20 protein-coding genes and 1 riboswitch are annotated in these 19857 nt (G+C 40.5%); of the genes, 12 read left to right on the top strand and 8 right to left on the bottom strand.

Translation table 11 applies throughout. The features are described from left to right. Positions 1-93: 93 nt before the first annotated feature. Positions 94-231 carry an Lmo0850 family protein gene (locus M9R32_RS05940; protein ID WP_269925812.1) on the bottom strand — a complete coding sequence of 46 codons (138 nt, stop codon included), beginning with the start codon at positions 229-231 and terminating at the stop codon, positions 94-96. A 197-nt stretch (positions 232-428) separates the two neighbouring features. Between M9R32_RS05940 and M9R32_RS05945 the strand changes: the two genes are divergently transcribed. The 5 genes from M9R32_RS05945 (at position 429) to M9R32_RS05965 (ending at position 5388) form a co-directional block, all read left to right on the top strand. Then, the gene (locus M9R32_RS05945; RefSeq protein WP_269925813.1) at positions 429-842 is read left to right on the top strand and encodes a CBS domain-containing protein; all 414 of its coding nucleotides are present in this window, start codon (positions 429-431) and stop codon (positions 840-842) included. A gap of 107 nt (positions 843-949) precedes the next feature. Then, positions 950-1288, top strand: a complete 339-nt coding sequence (locus M9R32_RS05950) for a metal-sensitive transcriptional regulator (RefSeq protein ID WP_269925814.1) — start codon at positions 950-952, stop codon at positions 1286-1288. Positions 1289-1304: 16 nt separating this feature from the next. Beyond that, positions 1305-1517, top strand: a complete 213-nt coding sequence (copZ, locus tag M9R32_RS05955; RefSeq protein WP_269925815.1) for a copper chaperone CopZ — start codon at positions 1305-1307, stop codon at positions 1515-1517. A 106-nt stretch (positions 1518-1623) separates the two neighbouring features. Then, positions 1624-4038 carry a heavy metal translocating P-type ATPase gene (locus M9R32_RS05960; protein WP_269925816.1) on the top strand — a complete coding sequence of 805 codons (2415 nt, stop codon included), beginning with the start codon at positions 1624-1626 and terminating at the stop codon, positions 4036-4038. Between the two features lie 174 nt (positions 4039-4212). Further along, positions 4213-5388, top strand: coding sequence for an MFS transporter (locus tag M9R32_RS05965; protein WP_269925817.1), 1176 nt, complete (start codon positions 4213-4215; stop codon positions 5386-5388). Between the two features lie 512 nt (positions 5389-5900). Here the strand turns inward: M9R32_RS05965 and M9R32_RS05970 are convergent. After that, on the bottom strand, positions 5901-7205 hold the full coding sequence (locus tag M9R32_RS05970) for an MFS transporter (protein ID WP_269925818.1): 1305 nt from the start codon (positions 7203-7205) through the stop codon (positions 5901-5903). Positions 7206-7320: 115 nt separating this feature from the next. On the opposite strand from M9R32_RS05970, the gene M9R32_RS05975 reads away from it, so the two are divergent. Continuing rightward, entirely contained in the window at positions 7321-8577 is a 1257-nt protein-coding gene (locus tag M9R32_RS05975) for a helix-turn-helix domain-containing protein (protein ID WP_269925819.1), read from the top strand. 262 nt (positions 8578-8839) lie between these two features. Here M9R32_RS05975 and M9R32_RS05980 read toward each other — a convergent pair whose 3' ends face one another. After that, positions 8840-10159 carry an L-cystine transporter gene (locus M9R32_RS05980; RefSeq protein WP_269926058.1) on the bottom strand — a complete coding sequence of 440 codons (1320 nt, stop codon included), beginning with the start codon at positions 10157-10159 and terminating at the stop codon, positions 8840-8842. Positions 10160-10384: 225 nt separating this feature from the next. Here M9R32_RS05980 and cls point away from each other — a divergent pair, with 225 nt between their 5' ends. The 5 genes from cls to queF all read left to right on the top strand — a co-directional run bounded on the left by cls (position 10385) and on the right by queF (position 14498). Further along, positions 10385-11842 carry a cardiolipin synthase gene (gene cls, locus M9R32_RS05985; protein ID WP_269925820.1) on the top strand — a complete coding sequence of 486 codons (1458 nt, stop codon included), beginning with the start codon at positions 10385-10387 and terminating at the stop codon, positions 11840-11842. Positions 11843-11979: 137 nt separating this feature from the next. Continuing rightward, positions 11980-12023, top strand: a riboswitch (PreQ1 riboswitch). A 166-nt stretch (positions 12024-12189) separates the two neighbouring features. Then, a complete protein-coding gene (gene queC, locus M9R32_RS05990; RefSeq protein ID WP_269925821.1) occupies positions 12190-12858 on the top strand; it encodes a 7-cyano-7-deazaguanine synthase QueC in 669 nt (222 codons plus the stop codon). Then, the gene (gene queD, locus M9R32_RS05995) at positions 12855-13280 is read left to right on the top strand and encodes a 6-carboxytetrahydropterin synthase QueD (protein ID WP_269925822.1); all 426 of its coding nucleotides are present in this window, start codon (positions 12855-12857) and stop codon (positions 13278-13280) included. The genes queC and queD overlap by 4 nt, the downstream gene beginning before the upstream one ends. After that, entirely contained in the window at positions 13277-13984 is a 708-nt protein-coding gene (gene queE / locus M9R32_RS06000; RefSeq protein ID WP_269925823.1) for a 7-carboxy-7-deazaguanine synthase QueE, read from the top strand. The genes queD and queE overlap by 4 nt, the downstream gene beginning before the upstream one ends. 16 nt (positions 13985-14000) lie before the next feature. After that, positions 14001-14498, top strand: coding sequence for a preQ(1) synthase (gene queF, locus M9R32_RS06005; RefSeq protein WP_269925824.1), 498 nt, complete (start codon positions 14001-14003; stop codon positions 14496-14498). 235 nt (positions 14499-14733) lie between these two features. On the opposite strand, the gene M9R32_RS06010 is transcribed toward queF, so the two are convergent. Then, positions 14734-15543, bottom strand: a complete 810-nt coding sequence (locus M9R32_RS06010; RefSeq protein WP_269925825.1) for a LysM peptidoglycan-binding domain-containing protein — start codon at positions 15541-15543, stop codon at positions 14734-14736. A gap of 154 nt (positions 15544-15697) precedes the next feature. Next, positions 15698-16624: a D-alanyl-D-alanine carboxypeptidase family protein gene (locus M9R32_RS06015; RefSeq protein WP_269925826.1), complete on the bottom strand. Its 927-nt coding sequence runs from the start codon at positions 16622-16624 to the stop codon at positions 15698-15700. Between the two features lie 122 nt (positions 16625-16746). Between M9R32_RS06015 and M9R32_RS06020 the strand changes: the two genes are divergently transcribed. After that, on the top strand, positions 16747-17904 hold the full coding sequence (locus M9R32_RS06020; RefSeq protein WP_269925827.1) for a 3-phenylpropionate MFS transporter: 1158 nt from the start codon (positions 16747-16749) through the stop codon (positions 17902-17904). Positions 17905-18125: 221 nt separating this feature from the next. Here the strand turns inward: M9R32_RS06020 and M9R32_RS06025 are convergent, their stop codons facing one another. The 3 genes from M9R32_RS06025 to yidC all read right to left on the bottom strand — a co-directional run bounded on the left by M9R32_RS06025 (position 18126) and on the right by yidC (position 19787). After that, positions 18126-18662: a superoxide dismutase family protein gene (locus M9R32_RS06025; RefSeq protein ID WP_269925828.1), complete on the bottom strand. Its 537-nt coding sequence runs from the start codon at positions 18660-18662 to the stop codon at positions 18126-18128. Positions 18663-18726: 64 nt separating this feature from the next. Beyond that, positions 18727-18972: a hypothetical protein gene (locus M9R32_RS06030; protein ID WP_269925829.1), complete on the bottom strand. Its 246-nt coding sequence runs from the start codon at positions 18970-18972 to the stop codon at positions 18727-18729. Positions 18973-19022: 50 nt separating this feature from the next. After that, on the bottom strand, positions 19023-19787 hold the full coding sequence (yidC, locus tag M9R32_RS06035; RefSeq protein ID WP_269925830.1) for a membrane protein insertase YidC: 765 nt from the start codon (positions 19785-19787) through the stop codon (positions 19023-19025). Between the last annotated feature and the right edge of the window lie 70 nt (positions 19788-19857).

A 19857-nucleotide genomic window follows, 5' to 3' on the forward strand; every position in this document is an offset into this window, starting at 1 on the left:
GCCAATTTCCTCCTAATTATTATGAAAAAAACTACAATAAAAAAACACCTACTCTATAGTAGATGTTTTGAATGTATGGTCTAAGTTGTCGAGTCAGCCTTGAGATTGTGGAGTCTGAGTTGGTGCTGCGAGTGCTTTTAACATTTCGAGACGAGATTTGGTCAGCGTTACAGTGACACCCAATTTTGACAGGTTCGAAACGATTGTTCGCAAATCAACTTCTTTCGTCATCCAATCCACCTCTATCTTTCCTCTAGTTTAGGAACGCCTGCATTGACTAAAAGTTTCAAGAAAATTGCCTTAAAATTTGATTTTTTTATTTAATACACTTATCATACCACGTTTACCCACTTTTAAATCTTTCAATTTTGTTACATATTTTAGTCCTTTGTAAATCATACTAACCATTATTAAAAGGAGGCGTTCTTGTGAAAATTAAAGACATAATGTCACGTGATATTGTGACATGCACACCTACCGATTTAATATCGGAAATTGCACAAAGCATGCGTGCTTTGGATATCGGATGTATGCCGGTAGTTGAAGGTTCACGTGTAATCGGGATGATTACTGACCGCGATATCGTTACCCGGTCCGTTGCAAAAAACGGGAAACGTCATGTTAAAGATGTCATGTCGGATGAAGTGATTTCCGTAGGTCCTGAATCTACATCTCAAGAAGCGGCTGAAATCATGGCACAACACCGGATCCGCCGACTGCCAGTCATTAAAAATGATCAACTTGTTGGCTTCGTAGCATTGGCAGATCTATCTGTGCCGAGTGAGACAGCACACGAAGCTTCACAGGCTCTCCATGAAATTTCGGAACCAAGACATCTGTAAAACGACACCCTCAAACTTTTTTTCAAGTTTGGGGGTTTTTAAATCCCTTTTCTTTACATACCCCCCATCCGTACTTTATACTAAAGAAAATCTGGAGGTGAAAAACCATGACCACTTATATAAATGATGCTACACCACTTGAAGAACCTCTAGAACCAACGACTTGTCGAAAAAGTCATCATCCAGATTCTATAAAAAAAGATCTAACCACCCGGCTAAACCGTATTGAAGGACAAATACGTGGGATTAAAGGCATGGTTGATAAAGACGTGTATTGTGATGATATTATTACCCAATTATCAGCAACTCAATCAGCCTTGAATAGTGTTGCAAAAGTTCTTCTTGATGGCCATTTAAAAGGCTGTGTAAAAGAACGACTGGCTGCAGGTGAAGATGATGTGCTGGATGAGTTACTGACAACAGTTCAAAAACTAATGCGTAAATAACAAGGAGGAATTACTAATGGTAGATCACGTTACTTTAAAAGTTGAAGGAATGTCATGTGGGCATTGTGTTAAAGCAATCGAAAGCAGTGTTACTGAAATTTCTGGTGTTGATAACGTACAAGTACATTTGGAAAACGGCACTGTAGACGTTGAATTTAACAAAGATGTAGTTGAAATTGAGCAAATTACAAACACGATTGAAGAACAAGGTTACACAATCGGAAAATAAGGATTGGAAACCAATCTATTAATCGGACGAAAGAAGACTGCGAGATTCGCAGTTTTTTTTCAATCATTTACATACCCCATAACGGTATGCAGAAGGAGGGTTCAGTATGACTGAAACTCAACAAGATATATCGATTACTGGCATGACTTGTGCCGCCTGTGCAAATCGTATTGAAAAAGGACTTCAAAAAATGGAAGGAGTTTCTTCCGCTACAGTTAACTTTGCATCTGAAAAAGCACATATTTCATATGATGCGAAAACCATTCAACCGAAACAATTAGAAGACAAGGTTCGCGCACTGGGCTACGACGTAATCAGCGAGCAGGTCGATTTAAGAATTCAAGGAATGACATGTGCAGCCTGTTCAACCCGTATTGAAAAAGGATTGAATCGACTGCCTGGAGTAAATGAAGCAGCCATTAATTTAGCGCTGGAAACTGGGAAAATCAGATTTAATCCAAATCAAACCAGCCCTAAAGATATTGTGAAGAAAATTCAAGATCTAGGTTATGATGCAACATACAAAGAAGATGATAAATCCGAAGCCATTGATTATAAGAAAGCAGACATTGAAAAGAAAACTCGTTTGTTCTGGATTTCAGCCATTTTGTCTCTTCCGCTTTTATGGACAATGGTAGGGCATTTCACCTTCACGTCAGCTATCTTTGTACCAGAAGTATTAATGAATCCATTTTTCCAATGGGCCCTGGCTACACCTGTTCAATTCGGGATTGGCTGGATGTTTTATAAAGGTGCATACTTCGCCCTTCGCAATAAGAGTGCCAATATGGATGTTTTAGTTGCGCTTGGTACTTCTGCCGCTTACTTTTACAGTGTTTATCTCGTTTTAGAGAGCTTGCAACATGGAGAGTCACATATGCTCGGATTGTACTTTGAAACAAGTGCGGTACTGATTACACTCATTTTACTTGGGAAAGTATTTGAAGCGCGTGCAAAAGGACATTCTTCGGATGCCATTAAGAAATTAATGAACCTCCAACCAGCTATGGCATTAATTGAAGAAAATGGCCAAACACGGGAAATCGCGATTGAATCTGTTCAAAAAGGCGATATTTTATTGATTAAACCAGGCGCATCCATTCCTGTTGACGGCGTCGTTCTATCTGGCTCGTCTGCTGTGGATGAATCCATGTTGACCGGTGAAAGCTTGCCGGTTGAAAAATCAGCAAATGATGAAGTTTTCGCAGCCACAATCAATGCGAATGGAGCACTGCGAATTACAGCTGCAAAAATCGGTAAAGAAACCGTTCTTTCATCTATTATCCGTGTTGTTGAAGAAGCTCAGGGATCGAAAGCTCCGATACAAAGATTGGCGGACCGGATTTCCGGTATATTTGTTCCAATCGTAGTCGGTCTTGCCTTGCTGACATTCTTAGTTTGGTATTTTCTTGTGGACGTCGGTAACTTTGCTGCCGCTTTGGAAAGTACGATTGCCGTACTTGTCATTGCCTGCCCTTGTGCGCTTGGATTGGCAACTCCCACTTCGATTATGGCAGGATCAGGTCGCTCTGCCGAACTCGGAATATTATTCAAGACGGCTGAAGCGATGGAAAACACAAGGTCTATCAACACGGTTGTGTTCGATAAGACCGGAACCATCACCAAAGGAAAACCTGCAGTAACGGAGTTTATTGTTGCCGATCAACAGGATCGACAAACACTCATCCTGTTAGCTGCTGCAGCCGAAAGTAATTCCGAACATCCTGTTGCACATGCGATTACCTCTTTCGGCGAGGAAATGAAAGTTGCATTGCATAAGAGTTCTTCCTTTAATGCTATCCCCGGGCATGGGATTGAAAGTACAGTTGATTCCAAAGTACTCGTCATCGGTACTCGCAAACTTTTACATGAGCGTAATATTCAGCTGGATACAGGTTTGGAACAAGCTTCTTCACTGGAACAAGAAGGCAAAACGGTCATGTTCATGGCAGTTGATGGTGTGCATGTTGCCACGATTGCTATTGCCGATCAAGTAAAAGATACATCTAAAGAAGCAATTCACAAGTTGCAACAAATGGGCATTCACGTCGTGATGTTAACGGGTGATCAAGAAACAACCGCACAGGCAATCGCCAAACAAGTTGGAATTGAGCACGTTGTTGCAGGTGTATTTCCGACGAAAAAAGCGGAAGTCATTACATCTCTTCAAAAAGAAGGTCGCAAAGTTGCCATGGTAGGCGACGGCATAAATGACGCTCCCGCTCTTGCTGTTGCTGATATCGGAATTGCCATGGGCACGGGAACGGCGGTCGCAATGGAAGCAGCAGACGTCACATTAATGCATGGCGATTTACTGCGTGTGCCAGACACATTGCTTATGAGTCGATTAACCGTACGAAACATTAAACAAAATTTATTCTGGGCATTAGCTTACAACTCCATCGGAATCCCGATTGCTGCAGCGGGCTTATTGGCACCATGGGTTGCAGGTTCCGCCATGGCGTTCAGTTCCGTTTCCGTTGTATTGAATGCTCTGCGTCTACAGCGTGCCAAATTATAATTACACCCGCAGATGATATCTGCGGGTTTTTTACTTAAAGGCTATAAACCATATTGTTGATTTTCATTCCGGACGGACGCTTTCCACTTTTCTTTTAGCCCCTTGTTGTTTGAAGGAGGATTTGCGAGTAAAATGGACTATACGTATTGAGTTTAGAAAGCGGGTTCTTTTGAAATGAAGAAAGCCATTCTGTTATTGATGTCTGTGCAATTTTTTGTTTATTTAGGTTTTGGAATCATCATTCCAATTTTACCTGAAGTAATATTGGATCAAGGTTACAGTGAAGTTCACGTTGGTGGTTTATTGACCATTTATGCATTAGCTTCTTTCTTTACAGCTCCGCTTTGGGGTTCACTATCGGATCGAACGGGAAGAAAAAAATTAATCCTGATTGGTCTATTCGGTTTTAGTATGAGCTTTTTGATTTTTGCTTTGTTTATTGAACAGCTTCCGATGTTGTATGTATCACGAATCGTCGGCGGAATTTTCTCCGGTGCATTGTATACAGCGGTTACCGGATTTGTCGCGGATATGACGACTGAAGAAGAACGCAATAAATATATGGGCTTGCTTGGCATGTCAATTGGACTCGGTTTTATTTTCGGTCCGGCAATCGGCGGATTACTTGGTGGCATCACGCTACAGCTTCCGTTTTTTGCTTCCGCATTATTAGTTCTTGCCTTGATGGTGTATGCGGGTCTGATTTTAAAAGAACCTACATCCAGAGGGGAAGCAAGAAAAAGAGCCATTGTGCCAAAAGGTGCCAACAAGCTTTGGCAGAATCGCATTCGCTATCTGTTCCTGTTTTCTTTTATGGTGACTTTCCTGCTAGCCGGTCTTGAAGCGACATTCCAGTTATTTCAAATTGATAAAATATCAATAACTCCACTGCAACTCGGCTATTTGTTCATGGCTAGTGGATTGGTCGACGCAATTATTCAAGGTGGTGTCGTTCGCCGCGTGAAAAACGGCCAGGAAACAAAATGGATCATGGCTGCCCAAGTTGTGACGGCGATCGGATTAGTATTACTGCTTTTTACAGGCAGTCTCCTGTGGGCTGGTTTTGCACTCAGTGTCTTTACTGCTGGAAATGCCCTTGCTCGAACGGTATTAGTATCTCTGACGACTAAAGAGTCCGGCGGGATGTACGGGACAGCAGCAGGCATGACGTATTCCATGGATAATATGGGGCGTATCATTGGTCCTCTTCTTTTCACATGGATATTTACCGTTCAACCAGATCACGTCTATGTTCTATCAGCTATCCTTGCCCTGGCATCCATCACTTTGATACTTTTGTTCCGCAAATCCAATAAGTCATTGAAAAATAAAAATCCAGCCTCCTCCTAAATTGAGGGGCTGGATTCAGGCTTTAGAGAAACAAAAAAATGAGTGAATATTGCTACATACTTTTGAAAAAGAGTAAGCAAAAATATGTTGATTTCCTTTGCGGCGGACGCGTTTCGCGGGCACGGCCTCAGTCTCCTCATCACTACGCTCTTGCGGGGCCTTCAGCTCGTGCTGTTCCCGCTGAAGTCGCCGCCTCCACTCCAATCAACAGAAACCGCTTCTTTATGTGTTTCTCTTCAAAATATTTAATTAGGAAAGTGGTCGGCTATTTCTGAAGACTCCTGCGGAAAAAACGGAACAAGCTAGACCCCACAGGCTCCGCTGTCAGAGACAGAGGAGCCGAGGAGGCTGGCGTTTCGTCCGCGGAAAGCGAAAGAAATAGCCGACCACCTTCTTTTTTTGATTGAGTGCAAAAAAAGAACTCGAATTTTAATATACTGTTATATTATTTAATATTTTTTGTCATCAATCTAAAAATCCAGCCTCCTCATAAATTGAGGGGCTGGATTTTTTTATTGGGTAGATACTGCTTTTATCGGTTCAGGGGCAATTTCTTCCTCAAGGTCAGGATGCGCCTGCCTCATGACAGATGGTCGGAGCATGTATAGGATGGCCGCCAACATAATGGCACTTGAAGTCAACAATACATATTGTGCAGGTACGATATCGAATAGGAACCCGAAAAGGACCATCGCTAGTGGCATCAATGACATCGCCATTGTTTCTAGCAGTCCGAATACCCTCCCTCTATATTCTTCCGCAATTTGTTTTTGCATCATGACGCCGATTGGTGTGTTAACAAAAATCATCGCCACGCCGAATGAGAACATAAGAACGAAATAGAAACTGACAATACCAAAATAGGAAAGGGTGACAAGCAAAGGCAGAGTGGCGGCAGCCATCAGAAGTCCCATGATTACAATCCCTCTTTTGGAAACAACAAGCGGAAACTTAATGTCCTTACGAGCAGATAAGTAAATGGACGTTACCAGCATTCCGATCGAAAGTGCTCCTTCCGTTATACCGAAATGAGCGGACTGGACCTTCAGTTCTTCTACGAGGATAAATGAATAACCAACCGTAAATGCACCGAAGAAGAAATTGATTACAAGCGCCACCCATACGATTACTGAAAGTACACGGTGCTGCTTTAAGTAAGTGATGCCAGCTTTCATATTTTGAAGCATCGTCTCTTTTTTCTCTTCTACAACTTCAGCCGCTTTCTTCGAATACAGTTTGAAATCCATTGTTGATTCAAGAATCACGGCAATGATATAACTGACCATGTGAATAACTAAGAACATTTGCATCGAAACCAGTCCGAACAACAGACCACCCACCGCCGGGCCCCCTATAGATGCGAAGGACATAGACATTTGGTTGAAAGACATTGCTTTTTGAATTCGTGCATCATCCACCAAGTTTGCAATGGACGAACTGAACGTCACCCCTGAGAACAAAGACGTGATGGACAAGATGATTTGTGTAATGTAAATTGCAATGAGCGAAAGTCCCAAAGTTAAACTCACCGTCAACAACCCCGCTACCGCCAGTACACTACAAATCTGAGCAACGATAATGATGGTCTTTTTCGGATATTTATCTGCCATATAACCCGCAAATGGTGCCACGAGCACCCTCGGCAGTATGCTACAGATTAGGACTAAAGCGAAGCTCGTTGCAGAACCTGTTACCGATAAAATGTAAAAGCTTATTCCAAACGAAAAAACACTGACACCAAACGTAGAAATTAATTTACTGATTGTGAACGTCCAAAGATGATAGGTTGCCTTTTTTAACTTCATGGATTCTTCCATGGTTAATTCCTCTTTTCAAAAGTTTAATTTAATTAAACAAATAATAACACGAAATAACTTCCCTTGCAACAAAAAGTTTAATATAATTAAACTAATTAGAAACGGAGCGATTATTATGGATACACTTGGTTTACGCATCAGAAAATTACGCAAACAACAAAAGCTCACACTGGAAGCTTTGGCTGGAGATCAGCTGACAAAAGGCATGCTAAGTCTCATTGAAAACGGCAAAGCACAGCCTTCCATGGAGAGCCTATCTTATATTGCGGGAAGACTTGGGATTGAATCGTCCGAATTAATGGAAGATGTCAGTCAGACAGAAAAAAGAAGTTTGTTGGCACAAGTTGAAAAATTATATAAAGTGGATTACGCAGAGTTACACGACGAACACCAACAAATCATTGAACTCGTGCAACCGGTTGTCGATAAATTGTCAATCAGCTACGAATCTGCACGGTTACTCGAGATTTACAGTAAATGCGGCTATCATTTAAAACGTGAAGATTGGGAGTCGTATTACAACCAGGCGATGAAACTATATGAACAATTACATCTATACAATCAGTGGGCATCGCTCGCAATGTTTAAAGGGTTAATTAAGTTCAACCAACACGCTTACGAAGAAGCCTTGGCGATTATTTTGGAAGAACATGCCCGTTTTGATTCTCCTGCCATCAAACTGGATGCCGTGACCACTCTTGACTACATGTACATTGAATCCATTTTATATTCGGCAGTTGGCAGATATGAAGAATCCCAGCTGAAAATGAATGAAGCCTTATCATACTCAAAAGAAGAACGCATTTTTTACCGCATCGACGATTTATATCGATTGGCTGGAGCACAAGCCATTATTAACGGAAATGAAGAGGACCGTGAATACTATCTCCGCAAGGTTAGACAATACGGTGAGTTCGCAGAAAATCTTTTTTCCACAGCCATAGCAGAATTTCTGGAAGCACATTACTACAATTCCTATGCGCATGAGTACGAAAAAGCGCTGACCCATCTCGAACGCTTTCTTAAACTTGGAAAAGAAATGTACAAGGATAAAACGGATCATGAAGGTAACAACCACTACCTACTAGAGAAAGGAAAAGCATTATTCGGACTGGGTCAAGTTAATGAAGCGTTGACGCTACTAAACCAATATAAAGTGCCGGAATATGTCCATCACCCTCTCGATTTATCAATAAGCTATGAAGTCCATGCCTACCGCGCGAAATGCTACGCCAAACTTGGCGATAATGAAAAAGCGGTGAAAGAAGCCAAGATTGGTCATGACTTAATTCTTCCGTTACCAGAAACACCATATAAAACGTTTATTCTCCAAACGTATAATGACCTACTAAAAAGCAGTGGCTCCTTGTGAGATCACTGCTTTTTACATGAAGATCCAGAAAGACTACTCAGTTTTGGACTTTCTAACGAGTTCATACCATTCATTTAGATGCTGCTTATGATGAAAAATCTCATCTACTTACTATAAGACGTATATAATGAATGGAAGTTCTGTCATATTAAAGAAATTTTCTTTATTTTTTCACTCTCGAGGTATGAACAAGTAAAACAGGGATACCCCAAAAGTGTCATACACTAATGGAGTATCCCCGTTCTTAAAGAATATTTTATTATTAAACTGTTTGGTTCTCGATTGCTTCATTGTACATGTCGCTGTCCAGTTCACCTGTAACGCGGGCAGTCGTAACACCAGACACCATCGCCCCACTTACATTCAAAGCTGTACGCCCCATGTCAATCAAAGGTTCCACAGAAATCAATAATCCCGCCAGTGCAACCGGTAAATCCAAAGCGGATAATACCAGGATAGCAGCAAACGTGGCACCCCCACCAACACCTGCCACTCCGAACGAGCTGATGGCTACAACTGCAAGGAGTGTTAGCAAGAACATCGGCTCAAGCGGATTTTGTCCTACAGTAGGCGCAATCATGACAGCAAGCATCGCAGGATAAACACCCGCACAACCATTTTGTCCGATTGATAACCCGAATGAACCTGCGAAATTCGCGATTCCTGCTGGAACACCTAAACGTGTGGTTTGAGCATTGATTGTAAGTGGTAAAGTACCTGCACTTGATCGCGAAGTGAAAGCAAACAACAATGGTTCAGCTGCTTTTTTCACATAAGTGACAGGATTTAATCCAGACAGTGAAACGATTAATAAGTGAATGGCAAACATAATAAGCAATGCGACGTATGATGCAATAACAAACTTACCTAAATTATATATTGCGTCAAAGTTAGATGTGGCAACAGTACGTGCCATAATGGCCAAAATGCCGTATGGAGTTAAACGCAGAATGATTTTCACAACACGCATGATCCATGCATACACTGCATCTACAGCTTTTTTGATGGCAGCCGCTTGCTCCTCTTCTTTTCGAGCGAGGCCTAAATATGCGAAACCTAGGAATGCAGCAAAAATGACCACTGCAATTGTCGAGGTCGGTCTTGCGCCAGTGAAATCAAGGAAAGGGTTACCTGGTAATAAGTCAACAATCTGTTGTGGCAATGTCCGATCAGCCACTTCTGTCGTGCGCATTTCAAGGTATTCACCACGATCTGTTTCAGCGTTCCCGCCCACAATTTGTGAAGCATCCAAATCGAATACAACCGCTGAAAGGATTCCGACTGCTGCAGCAACTGCTGTAGTACCAATCAATAAACTTAAAATAAGACCTGTCATTTTGCCGAAATTCTTTCCAATTGTCAGCTTTGTAAAAGCGGAAAGAATGGAAATGAACACCAATGGCATAACAATCATTTGAAGCAATTTGACGTAACCATTACCAACTAAATTGAACCATTGAACGGAATCACTTAATATTTCAGAATCTGTTCCATATACATAGTGTAATATCAGACCATAAACAATCCCTAAGCCAAGTCCGGTGAATACCCTTTTTGAAAATGAAATGTGCTTCCGTCCCATATATATAAGAAGTCCGATAAGAAGTAGTAATACGGCGACATTGATCAAGATAAATAAATTATCCAACATGATCCCCCCTGCTTATAATAAAATCACCCGTTTTCCAAAAGCTTCAAGGAGTCGAGAAATATTCATTGAACTGTCCGATTTTTCACTCCCTTCTTTCTTATGTTACTTTAAGCTATACTTAAATATGACCAAATCAGTTTATTTAGGAGGGACTATATGGCTGCCAATTTGCTCAGCATCGGCGTTTCCGCCATTATCATACTTAATATTTTTCTAGCCATTGTGTTAATTTTCCTTGAGCGCCGTGATGCCTCTTCCACTTGGGCATGGTTGATGGTCTTATTCTTCATTCCCATCCTTGGATTCCTTCTTTACTTGATGTTAGGTAGACAATTACGCAAAAAGCATTTATTCCGTTGGGAAGGCCGCAGTAAAATCGGGATTGATAACTTGATAGATTATCAAATAGATGCTATTGAAGACGGCACTTTTGAATTTCGTCTTGACGACTCACAAGATTATCAAGACATGATTTATATGCATTTAAGAAATAACCATGCTGTATTGACTCAGGACAATGCCCTGACGATCTACAATGATGGAAATGTAAAGTTTAGTGCACTTTTGGAAGACCTTGAGCATGCAAAAGACCATATTCATATCCAATACTACATTTTCAGATTGGATGGACTGGGCAGACGCATCTACGAGGTACTTATACGAAAAGCAAAGCAAGGTGTGAAAGTTCGCTTGTTATTTGATGATATGGGTTCTCGAGGCGTGCGTAAAAAACACTTTAAAGAGCTTATGGATTTAGGTGGCGAAGTAGAAGCATTTTTCCCATCCATTATGCCGCTTGTAAATCCGCGATTAAACTACCGTAATCATCGAAAAATCGTAGTCATTGATGGCCGTGTAGGATATATCGGTGGATTTAACGTGGGAGACGAGTATTTAGGTTTGGACCGAAAATTTGGCTACTGGCGTGATACACATTTACGTATTGAAGGTAGTGCCTTACATCCTTTGCAAACCCGATTTATTTTGGACTGGAACCAGGCGGCTTCGAAAGAACAAGATATCGAATACTCCGATCGTTATTTCCCTGCAATACCAATGAAGGGATCAGTAGGCTTACAAATTGTTTCAAGTGGTCCTGATTCAGAGTGGGAACAAATCAAAAATGGCTATTTAAAATTAATTACGATGGCCAAGAAATACATTTATATTCAAACACCTTATTTTATTCCCGATGCGAGTTTTATGGATTCTCTTCGCATTGCTTGTCTATCCGGAATAGATGTTCGAATCATGATTCCAAATAAACCTGACCACATGTTTGTTTACTGGGCGACTTACTCTTATGTAGGAAATCTGATTAAAGCAGGTGCAAAAGTATATATTTACGACAATGGGTTCCTGCACACGAAAATGATTGTGGTTGATGATGAAGCATCCACGGTCGGTACCGCAAATATTGATGTTCGTAGCTTTAAATTGAACTTTGAAGTGAATGCCTTTATTTATGATCGGGAAACTTCCCATCAATTGGCTGAGTTGTTCGAACAGGATATGTTATTGTCTAGAGAATTAACATGGGAACTCTATGAATCGCGGACACGTTTAATTAAAATGAAAGAGTCCGTCTCAAGACTTCTATCACCCATTCTTTAAAACTGAATGTATTGCACAAACCGGCATGAAGATGATATTCGTCTTCATGCTTTTTTCATGGTTAAGATTGGCGCTAACAAATTAAGCAAATGTATGCACTCCATCTGTTCTGTGCTATTATGTACGATGTAACAAAATAGGAAGAGGTTCGCAAACTCCCTCTATAAAAAACTAAGGTGAAAATAGTTGCTGACAATCACATTTTTTGTGCTTGATTAGCATCAACTCAGTTCATGCATACCCCGATTCCATGGAGTGTGCCATTTTCATATTAATATGTGATTTTTAAAACTGAATCACCTAAATAGAGATGTCGAATACTCATTCTTCAAAAGGAGAAATGAGCAATGAAACAAGAAAAAGCAGTTGTCGTCTTCAGTGGCGGCCAGGACAGTACTACATGTCTACTGTGGGCATTAACACAGTATGAAGAAGTGTATACCGTCACATTCGACTACGGTCAAAGGCATATTGAAGAAATTAAATGTGCTGAAGAAATTGCCGAGGAACTGAACGTTCCATTTAAAGTACTGGATATGACATTGATCAACCAGTTATCGGCAAATGCTTTAACAAGAAGCGATATTGCAGTGACCGACGCAGCTGATGGTGAATTACCGTCAACATTCGTCCCTGGAAGAAATCATTTATTCCTGTCATTTGCAGCCGTCTATGCTCAATCAATCGGAGCACGTCATATTATTACAGGCGTTTGTGAGACTGATTTCAGCGGATATCCGGATTGCCGTGATGTATTTGTCAAAGCACTTAATGTTTCCATTAATCTGGCCATGGATACTTCCCTTGAATTCCAGACGCCATTGATGTGGTTGAACAAAGCAGAAACTTGGAAACTTGCAGATGACTTAGGTGCTTTGGATTTCGTCCGCACCAAAACTCTTACTTGTTATGAAGGAGTCCGTGGCGATGGCTGTGGTGAATGTCCTTCATGTGTGCTGCGTAAAAATGGGTTAACGACTTATCTTGAAGAAAAACAAGGAAGTGTAGCCCAGTGATTCAGCAATTTTATCCACAAACACCTCATACTTACCGATTTGAATTAAATAAAGATATGCATTTGTCTGCAGCTCATTTCATTCCACATGACGACGCAGGCAACTGTCAATATATGCACGGCCATACGTACTTTATCAACATCACCATTGCTGGTGACGAGTTGGATGAGATGGGTTTCCTCATTGATTTCAAAGTAATTAAGAATCTCATTCACAAAAAATATGATCATACAGTTCTGAACGATCATCCAGAATTCAAACAGAAAAACCCTACGACCGAACAAGTGGCTGAAACAATCTGGTCGACCATTCAACAAAAATTGAATACTTTATCGAACCAACCTAAATGTATTCAAGTTGTGGTGCGTGAAACTCCTACCAGCTATGTCGTATATCGTCCAAAAGCGGAGGATTTGCTATGAAAATACCGGTAATGGAAATATTCGGACCGACCATACAAGGTGAAGGAATGGTCATCGGACAAAAGACGATGTTTGTCCGTACTGGCGGATGTGATTATTCATGTTCATGGTGTGATTCCAAATTCACTTGGGATGGTACCGGGAAAAGTACTGCGATGAAACCAGAAGAAATCATTGCTTCACTTAAAGAAATTGGCGGAGACGCTTTTTCACATATCACGATTTCAGGGGGTAATCCCGCTCTTCATAAAGGGTTGGGAGAATTTATCAGCCAATGTCACGAGCAAGGATGGAAAGTGGCCATTGAAACGCAAGGATCATTTTGGCAAGACTGGCTGACAGCGATTGATGATGTCACAATCTCACCCAAACCACCGAGCTCGCTAATGGTGACTGATTTCAACAAACTTGATACATTCATGATGAATTTAAAAGACTCTCATATCAGTCTGAAAGTCGTCGTTTTCAATGAAGAAGACTTTGATTTTGCAGAAATGATACACATGCGTTATCCGGCGGTGCCTTTTTACTTGCAGGTCGGAAATGATGATGTATTTACCGTCGATGACCAAGCCTTGGTTTCGACTCTATTGACCCGATTTGAATGGCTGATTGATCGTGCCATGAAATCAACCATTATGAACGATGCAAAAGTGTTGCCCCAATTACACGCATTAGTTTGGGGAAATAAGCGCGGTGTCTAACAAGGAGGAAACAAAGATGCATGGTCGTCAAAAAGAAGACTTACAAGGAATCAATTTACTAGGTAATCAAAATGTCCAATATGATTTTTCATATAACCCCGGTGTTTTGGAATCATTCGATAACAAACATCCTTATCGAGACTATTTCGTGAAATTCAATTGCCCGGAGTTCACATCTTTATGTCCAATTACGAGCCAGCCTGACTTCGCTACGATTTATATCAGTTACATTCCAGATATCAAAATGGTCGAAAGTAAGTCACTTAAATTATATTTGTTCAGCTTCCGAAATCATGGTGATTTCCACGAAGATTGCATGAATATCATTCTGAACGACTTGGTTGAACTGATGGATCCTCGCTACATTGAAGTTTGGGGCAAATTCACTCCTCGCGGCGGTATCAGCATCGACCCTTATACGAACTACGGGAAACCAGGTACGAAATATGAAGAGATGGCTGCCCATCGTATGATGAATCACGATATGTATCCTGAAACGATTGATAATCGTTAATTAATAATCATAAGAAAAGACACTCAGAGATTTGAGTGTCTTTTTTATTTACACATTTCCTGCGGGAGGTAAGAGTAAGAATTAGGAGGAAATTGGTTAGTGCTCCCAAATCGTGAAAGTTGCTCTCAAATTTGAAAAGTTGCTCCAAAATCAGTGAAAGTTGATCTCATTTTTGAAAAGTTGCTCCAAAAATCGAAAGAAGTACATTTTGGGCTAATCTAGCGCAAATGTACGATTATTCAAAACGAACCTTTACGCTCACCAAATCCTGAATGCTTCCATCATCGGCACTTCGTGTATAGACTCTTAATTCACCTGTAGGGGTAGCAGGCTTAAAGTCAAATTGAACATTTGTGGAGAATGCCGCGTATTCCGGACCGGCTGCCTTTGCTGTTATGCTTTTCTCTTTTGAAACCGCGTTTCCTTGTGTGTCCAATATGGTGTAAAGGACATTCGCTTCAAAAGCCCTCGCCATTCCTTGGATTAAGCTACCCGTTTGAAGTATATCCCCTGGCAATGGACGTAGGACCACAATGTTGCGAGACGCAGGTAACGGCATAAGCAAGCGATAGCCTAGATACAACACATCAGGAGAAAAGCCGGCCCGACGTTGATTCGCTCGAATGATTGCATCCAAAGGAACCCCCGTTTCACTAGATATTTCCGATAATGAGTCTCCAGTGGATACTTCATAAACGAATGCGGGTACCCAAATCACTTGGTTCGCATAAATAAAATTGCGGTTCGCTATCTGTGAGTTAATACCAAACAAAAGATCTGTTGATACAGAAAAGCGTTGAGCTATGGAAAACAACGTGTCGCTAGGAGAAACGACATCATACACTTCATATTGAAAACCGAATCTTCCTCCTGGAATGATGAGTAGTTGTCCCGGGAAAATTAATCCTGGATCTGTGAAAGGCGGATACAAGGAATTGGCTTGTTCAATTGCAGGGACTGTACTGTCAAAACGATTGGCAATGCTGTACAAAGTATCTCCAGGTTGAACGGTATAGACATATTGAGTAATTTCACTAACTGCCATGTAAGACTCCTTTTAGTCCATCTTATACATTCATTGCCAATGTGGTTCCTAGAAAAGTACTTTCAGCTAACGACCAAGAAAAGCAACTATCTCACTTCCATAATAAAAAGAAGAGGAACGTGCCCTCTTCTTTTATGTTCAGCTTTATAAACTTTTATAAATCTAAATACTCTTCGAGCGTCTGTTTGTGTGTAAACATGTCCGTAGCAGGTACTACTCCTACGTATCGGAAATGCCACGACTCGTGCATATAGCCCGTTATTGTTTCTTTCCCTAAAGGGTAACGAAGAATAAATCCATATTTATGTGCATTATTTGCAACCCATTGACCTGCTGGTGTGTTTCCAAAAGTGACGGAAGCCCAGTGCTGTTCAAAGTTTTTCTCTCCAATATCAAACGCTAAACCAGTCTGATGTTCAGAGTACCCCGGACGTGCACTGTACTGATCTGCCGCTTGTTGTCCGTCTTTTTCAACATATTTATTGTATAAAGCCTGTTGGCGTTCAAAAGAACGGAACGTGCTGAATGCCACAAGCTCAAACCCATCAAGTTTTGCGGCAGCCGCCATTTGATTGAATGCTTCACGTGCCTTTGGATCCTCGCCTTTATTATAGTCACTCGGTAGAGGATGGTGTTTGTTTGCAATAATTAAGCCTTCTACAATTGTTGGGGTTGTTGGATATTTTTGATTCGGTATATATTCATCGTTTGCTGGTTTTTCTACAGGTGGTGTCGGGCTTTCCTTAGGCTCATCTGGTGTTTTGACTGGGGTTTCAGTCTTTTCCTGTTCCTTTGGAGGCAAAGGTTCTTTCGGTGTTTCTGGTTTCTGCGGTTGATTTGGTTCTTCAACCCCTTCATCCACTTTTGCTACACTGCTGTCTGTTGGTTCAGGAGCATTGGGATTAGGTTCATCTATTTTTCGTTCGAAATTTAATGCTGATAAACTATTATCCAGATTCCAATTGTGTAATCCAATCCAAACCACCGGTGTAAGTAACAACAAGCTACCTATAATAACAGCAAGGATGATTGGCCATTTCTTTTTATCTTTTTGATTAAAACGGTATTTTGGAGATTGCATGAGAAGCCTTCTTTCAGTTTACTTACATTTATTTTACCATTAATTTGTTTGAAGATGACACCCATCAATATTTTTTCGCTATAATACATTTAGACAATCGAAATAGATAAGAGGTTTCATATATGATAAATTCGCAAAAATGGTTATCTACTAATTTCTTTGCCTTCTTTTTCACATGGGGCGTATTCCTCCCCTTTTGGACAGGCTGGTTAATCACTGAAAAAGGACTTTCCGTTTCTCATGCAAGTCTTATTATGGGTGCAGGGATGCTCGCTCGTGCCGTATCTACCTTTGTGTTATTTCCTGCTGCCACGAAAATCTTTTCTTTACGCGTAGTGATGATGTGGACTGCATTTTTGTCATTGTTGGTCATGACATTGTATATTCCCGCCAATACATTCGTTCCATTACTACTGATCACCATTGCTTTTAATTTTGTTTACCCCAATTTGCTTCCTGCAATGGAAAGTAGCGCGTCTGTATTAATTCAAAATGAACGAGTACATTACGGAAAAAGCCGTTCCTTTGGTTCAATTGGCTATACGGTAGGTCTCCTACTCGTTGGAGCGGTTGTGGCGATATGGTCGGAACAGGCCATTCTATGGGTAATGTTGGCTGGACTTGTATTTATGTGGATATCGCATACTCGCCCGGCACCTGTGTCTCTCACCGTGAAACACAAGACAATTGACGGAGAAGACAAAAAATCCAATTTCAAACGACTACTTTCTTCTAAACCTTTTGTAACTGTATTAATTTTGGCGATATTACTCCAAGGAGCTCATGCTTCTTATTACAACTTTGGTTATATCTACTTACAAGATCTTGGCGTGAACAGTCTATATATTGGGTTCGTTTTAAATGTCGCGGTTCTTCTGGAAATCTTATTTTTTACTAGAGCTGACAAACTCTTCGCCAATACTAAAGTATCTACCATGTTTTTGATTGCTGGCATCGGATCCACCATTCGCTGGGTCTTAATCTTTCTTTTCCCAAACGTCTGGGTATTTAATATCTCGCAGTTATTTCACGCAGCTTCTTTTGGTGTGGCGCATTATGCCTTTATTCAGTACATTTCAAGGAGACTTTCTCCCAGTGAAATCCCTGCGGCTCAAGGAATGTATGCCGCATTTGCCTTTAGTTTAAGTACAGCTGTATTGACGTTGGCCGGCGGTTATTTATATGAAGTTGATCCAGGTGCCGCTTTCTTAGGAATGACGTTATGTTCCATTCCATCCATTGTGATTGTCCTGCTTACTAGAAAAAAATTCTCTTATTAAAACTTTTTTTCATTCGACGGACAGAAAACTATCTTGTGTTACGAATTATATAGTATCAAAATCGAGACGGGAGTGTGTGTCTACATGTCACGAATCTCAAAATTCGACGTGCTACTATTAATGCAACAATTAGATGAACTCTTAGAAAATCGTAAAGAAGATAGAAACAAGGACAAAAAACAGAAAAACGTTCGTAACCGTTAATGGTTACGAACGTTTTTTTATTTAAGGACTCCACAAGCAATCCGATCACCAGAGTTCCCTGATGGATCCGTTTTATAATCGTCTGCTTTTTCATGGATCACCAATGCACTTCCATCTGCATCAAGTAATGAATTGGACTTTCCTTTTTCCAATGTCACATGCGGTGAAGTAATTTCTAAATCCACTTCGCCATTTTCGCCCACAGTCAAATTAGGAAGATCACCGGAATGATAGCCTTTTGGATTATCAAAACCGTGTTGTTTATTCGTTGGATTCACATGACTACCTGCAGTTGTAAACTTCGGGTATTCGCACTTTCCTACTTCATGGAAGTGAATCGCTTTTACTCCTGGAGTCATCCCTTTCAGCAACAGATGAATTCTAACCCCAGCTTCAGTTTCGGTTAACTCTGCAGTGCCTATTCCTTTACCTGTAGCATCTACTATCGTGGTAGCAAGCGAATGTTCAATCACACCACTAACGGGTATTGATACATTTTGTTGGCTGCATCCAGTAACAAGAATTGCTGCACATGCAATTATCCATTTTTTCATAAAAAAACCTCCATGCAAATGACTTCTCATTAGCATGATGGCTTTATTTTAGACAATTATACATTTAAAAAATAATCACTGCTAAAATGATGAAAAATGCGATTGAAAAGAAAATTGACATCCCTTTCATCCATTTCGATTCTCGCTCAAATCCTTTTTCTTTAAAACTGACAGCTCTAAATCCATTCGTTAAGGCAAACAGTGCCGTCATAAACAATACAGATACATATAAATTTCCTTTAATAATAAAAACGATAGCAGCAATGCTTACCGCAGTAATTAATAACCCAGCAACCCAATTACGTTTCATATCTGTCACTCCTAAAAAAAGTCGGTGCGCCATGCACCGACTTTTACTTGTTATTCTTCTAATGCTTTTTCAGGATGGTTCGAGTAAAACTTGCGTCCAAGATAAGTTTGGAATATTAATAGTAAACCACCAACAGTCCAGTAAAGTGGCAACGCCGACATCGATGTAAATGAAACGAACATAATCATGATTGGCGAAATATACACAAACATTTTCATTTGTTGTTTTTGTTGTTCCGGAACTGTCCATAAAGACACTTTCGCTTGTAGGAAGTATACGGCACCTGCAATCAACGTCATAATAACATCTGGTGATCCCAGACTATACCATAAAAATTGATGGCTCTTCACATCTGGCGAATATAAAATCGCAAAATAAAGTCCCATAATGATTGGCATTTGTACCAGCATCGGCAAGCAACCCATGTTTAATGGATTCACATTATGCTTACGGTAAAGGCCCATCATCTCTTGTTGTAACTTCATTTGCTCTTCTTTATCTTTAGATGCTTTAATTTTCTTTTGGATTTCGTCCATTTCAGGCTTCATTGCATCCATTTTGACTTTCATGCCTTGTTGAGTTTTATAGTTACGAAGCATTAAAGGCATTAAAACAAGTCGTATTAGAATGGTGATTGCGATAATTGCCAAACCGAAACTTCCGTTGAATAAATCCCCAAAAAAGTTAAGTAAAAAGTCGAAGGGTTTTACAAATATACTGTAGAAGTATCCTTCTTTGTTTTCAACACCTGAACATCCACTTAAAACAACAGCAGCCATTACAAGCATAGATAGTAATCCAATTTTTTTCTTCACTAGGTTCACACCTTCATCTTTTAAACTATAGAAAAGTATACCTTATATGACTACTACTTTTCAAATCCAT

Source organism: Paenisporosarcina quisquiliarum (assembly GCF_027563315.1).
Taxonomy (GTDB): domain Bacteria; phylum Bacillota; class Bacilli; order Bacillales_A; family Planococcaceae; genus Paenisporosarcina; species Paenisporosarcina quisquiliarum.

What these genes read in the sequence shown, in the direction of transcription:
- M9R32_RS06020 (WP_269925827.1), top strand. Translation starts at nt 16,747, where the DNA reads ATGATAAATTCGCAAAAATGGTTATCTACTAATTTCTTTGCCTTCTTT.
- queF (WP_269925824.1), top strand. Translation starts at nt 14,001, where the DNA reads ATGCATGGTCGTCAAAAAGAAGACTTACAAGGAATCAATTTACTAGGT.
- M9R32_RS06025 (WP_269925828.1), bottom strand. Translation starts at nt 18,662, where the DNA reads ATGAAAAAATGGATAATTGCATGTGCAGCAATTCTTGTTACTGGATGC.
- copZ (WP_269925815.1), top strand. Translation starts at nt 1,305, where the DNA reads ATGGTAGATCACGTTACTTTAAAAGTTGAAGGAATGTCATGTGGGCAT.
- M9R32_RS06010 (WP_269925825.1), bottom strand. Translation starts at nt 15,543, where the DNA reads ATGGCAGTTAGTGAAATTACTCAATATGTCTATACCGTTCAACCTGGA.
- M9R32_RS05950 (WP_269925814.1), top strand. Translation starts at nt 950, where the DNA reads ATGACCACTTATATAAATGATGCTACACCACTTGAAGAACCTCTAGAA.
- M9R32_RS05960 (WP_269925816.1), top strand. Translation starts at nt 1,624, where the DNA reads ATGACTGAAACTCAACAAGATATATCGATTACTGGCATGACTTGTGCC.
- M9R32_RS06015 (WP_269925826.1), bottom strand. Translation starts at nt 16,624, where the DNA reads ATGCAATCTCCAAAATACCGTTTTAATCAAAAAGATAAAAAGAAATGG.
- M9R32_RS05980 (WP_269926058.1), bottom strand. Translation starts at nt 10,159, where the DNA reads ATGGGACGGAAGCACATTTCATTTTCAAAAAGGGTATTCACCGGACTT.
- M9R32_RS05965 (WP_269925817.1), top strand. Translation starts at nt 4,213, where the DNA reads ATGAAGAAAGCCATTCTGTTATTGATGTCTGTGCAATTTTTTGTTTAT.
- M9R32_RS05940 (WP_269925812.1), bottom strand. Translation starts at nt 231, where the DNA reads ATGACGAAAGAAGTTGATTTGCGAACAATCGTTTCGAACCTGTCAAAA.
- M9R32_RS06030 (WP_269925829.1), bottom strand. Translation starts at nt 18,972, where the DNA reads ATGAAACGTAATTGGGTTGCTGGGTTATTAATTACTGCGGTAAGCATT.
- queC (WP_269925821.1), top strand. Translation starts at nt 12,190, where the DNA reads ATGAAACAAGAAAAAGCAGTTGTCGTCTTCAGTGGCGGCCAGGACAGT.
- queE (WP_269925823.1), top strand. Translation starts at nt 13,277, where the DNA reads ATGAAAATACCGGTAATGGAAATATTCGGACCGACCATACAAGGTGAA.
- cls (WP_269925820.1), top strand. Translation starts at nt 10,385, where the DNA reads ATGGCTGCCAATTTGCTCAGCATCGGCGTTTCCGCCATTATCATACTT.
- M9R32_RS05970 (WP_269925818.1), bottom strand. Translation starts at nt 7,205, where the DNA reads ATGGAAGAATCCATGAAGTTAAAAAAGGCAACCTATCATCTTTGGACG.
- M9R32_RS05975 (WP_269925819.1), top strand. Translation starts at nt 7,321, where the DNA reads ATGGATACACTTGGTTTACGCATCAGAAAATTACGCAAACAACAAAAG.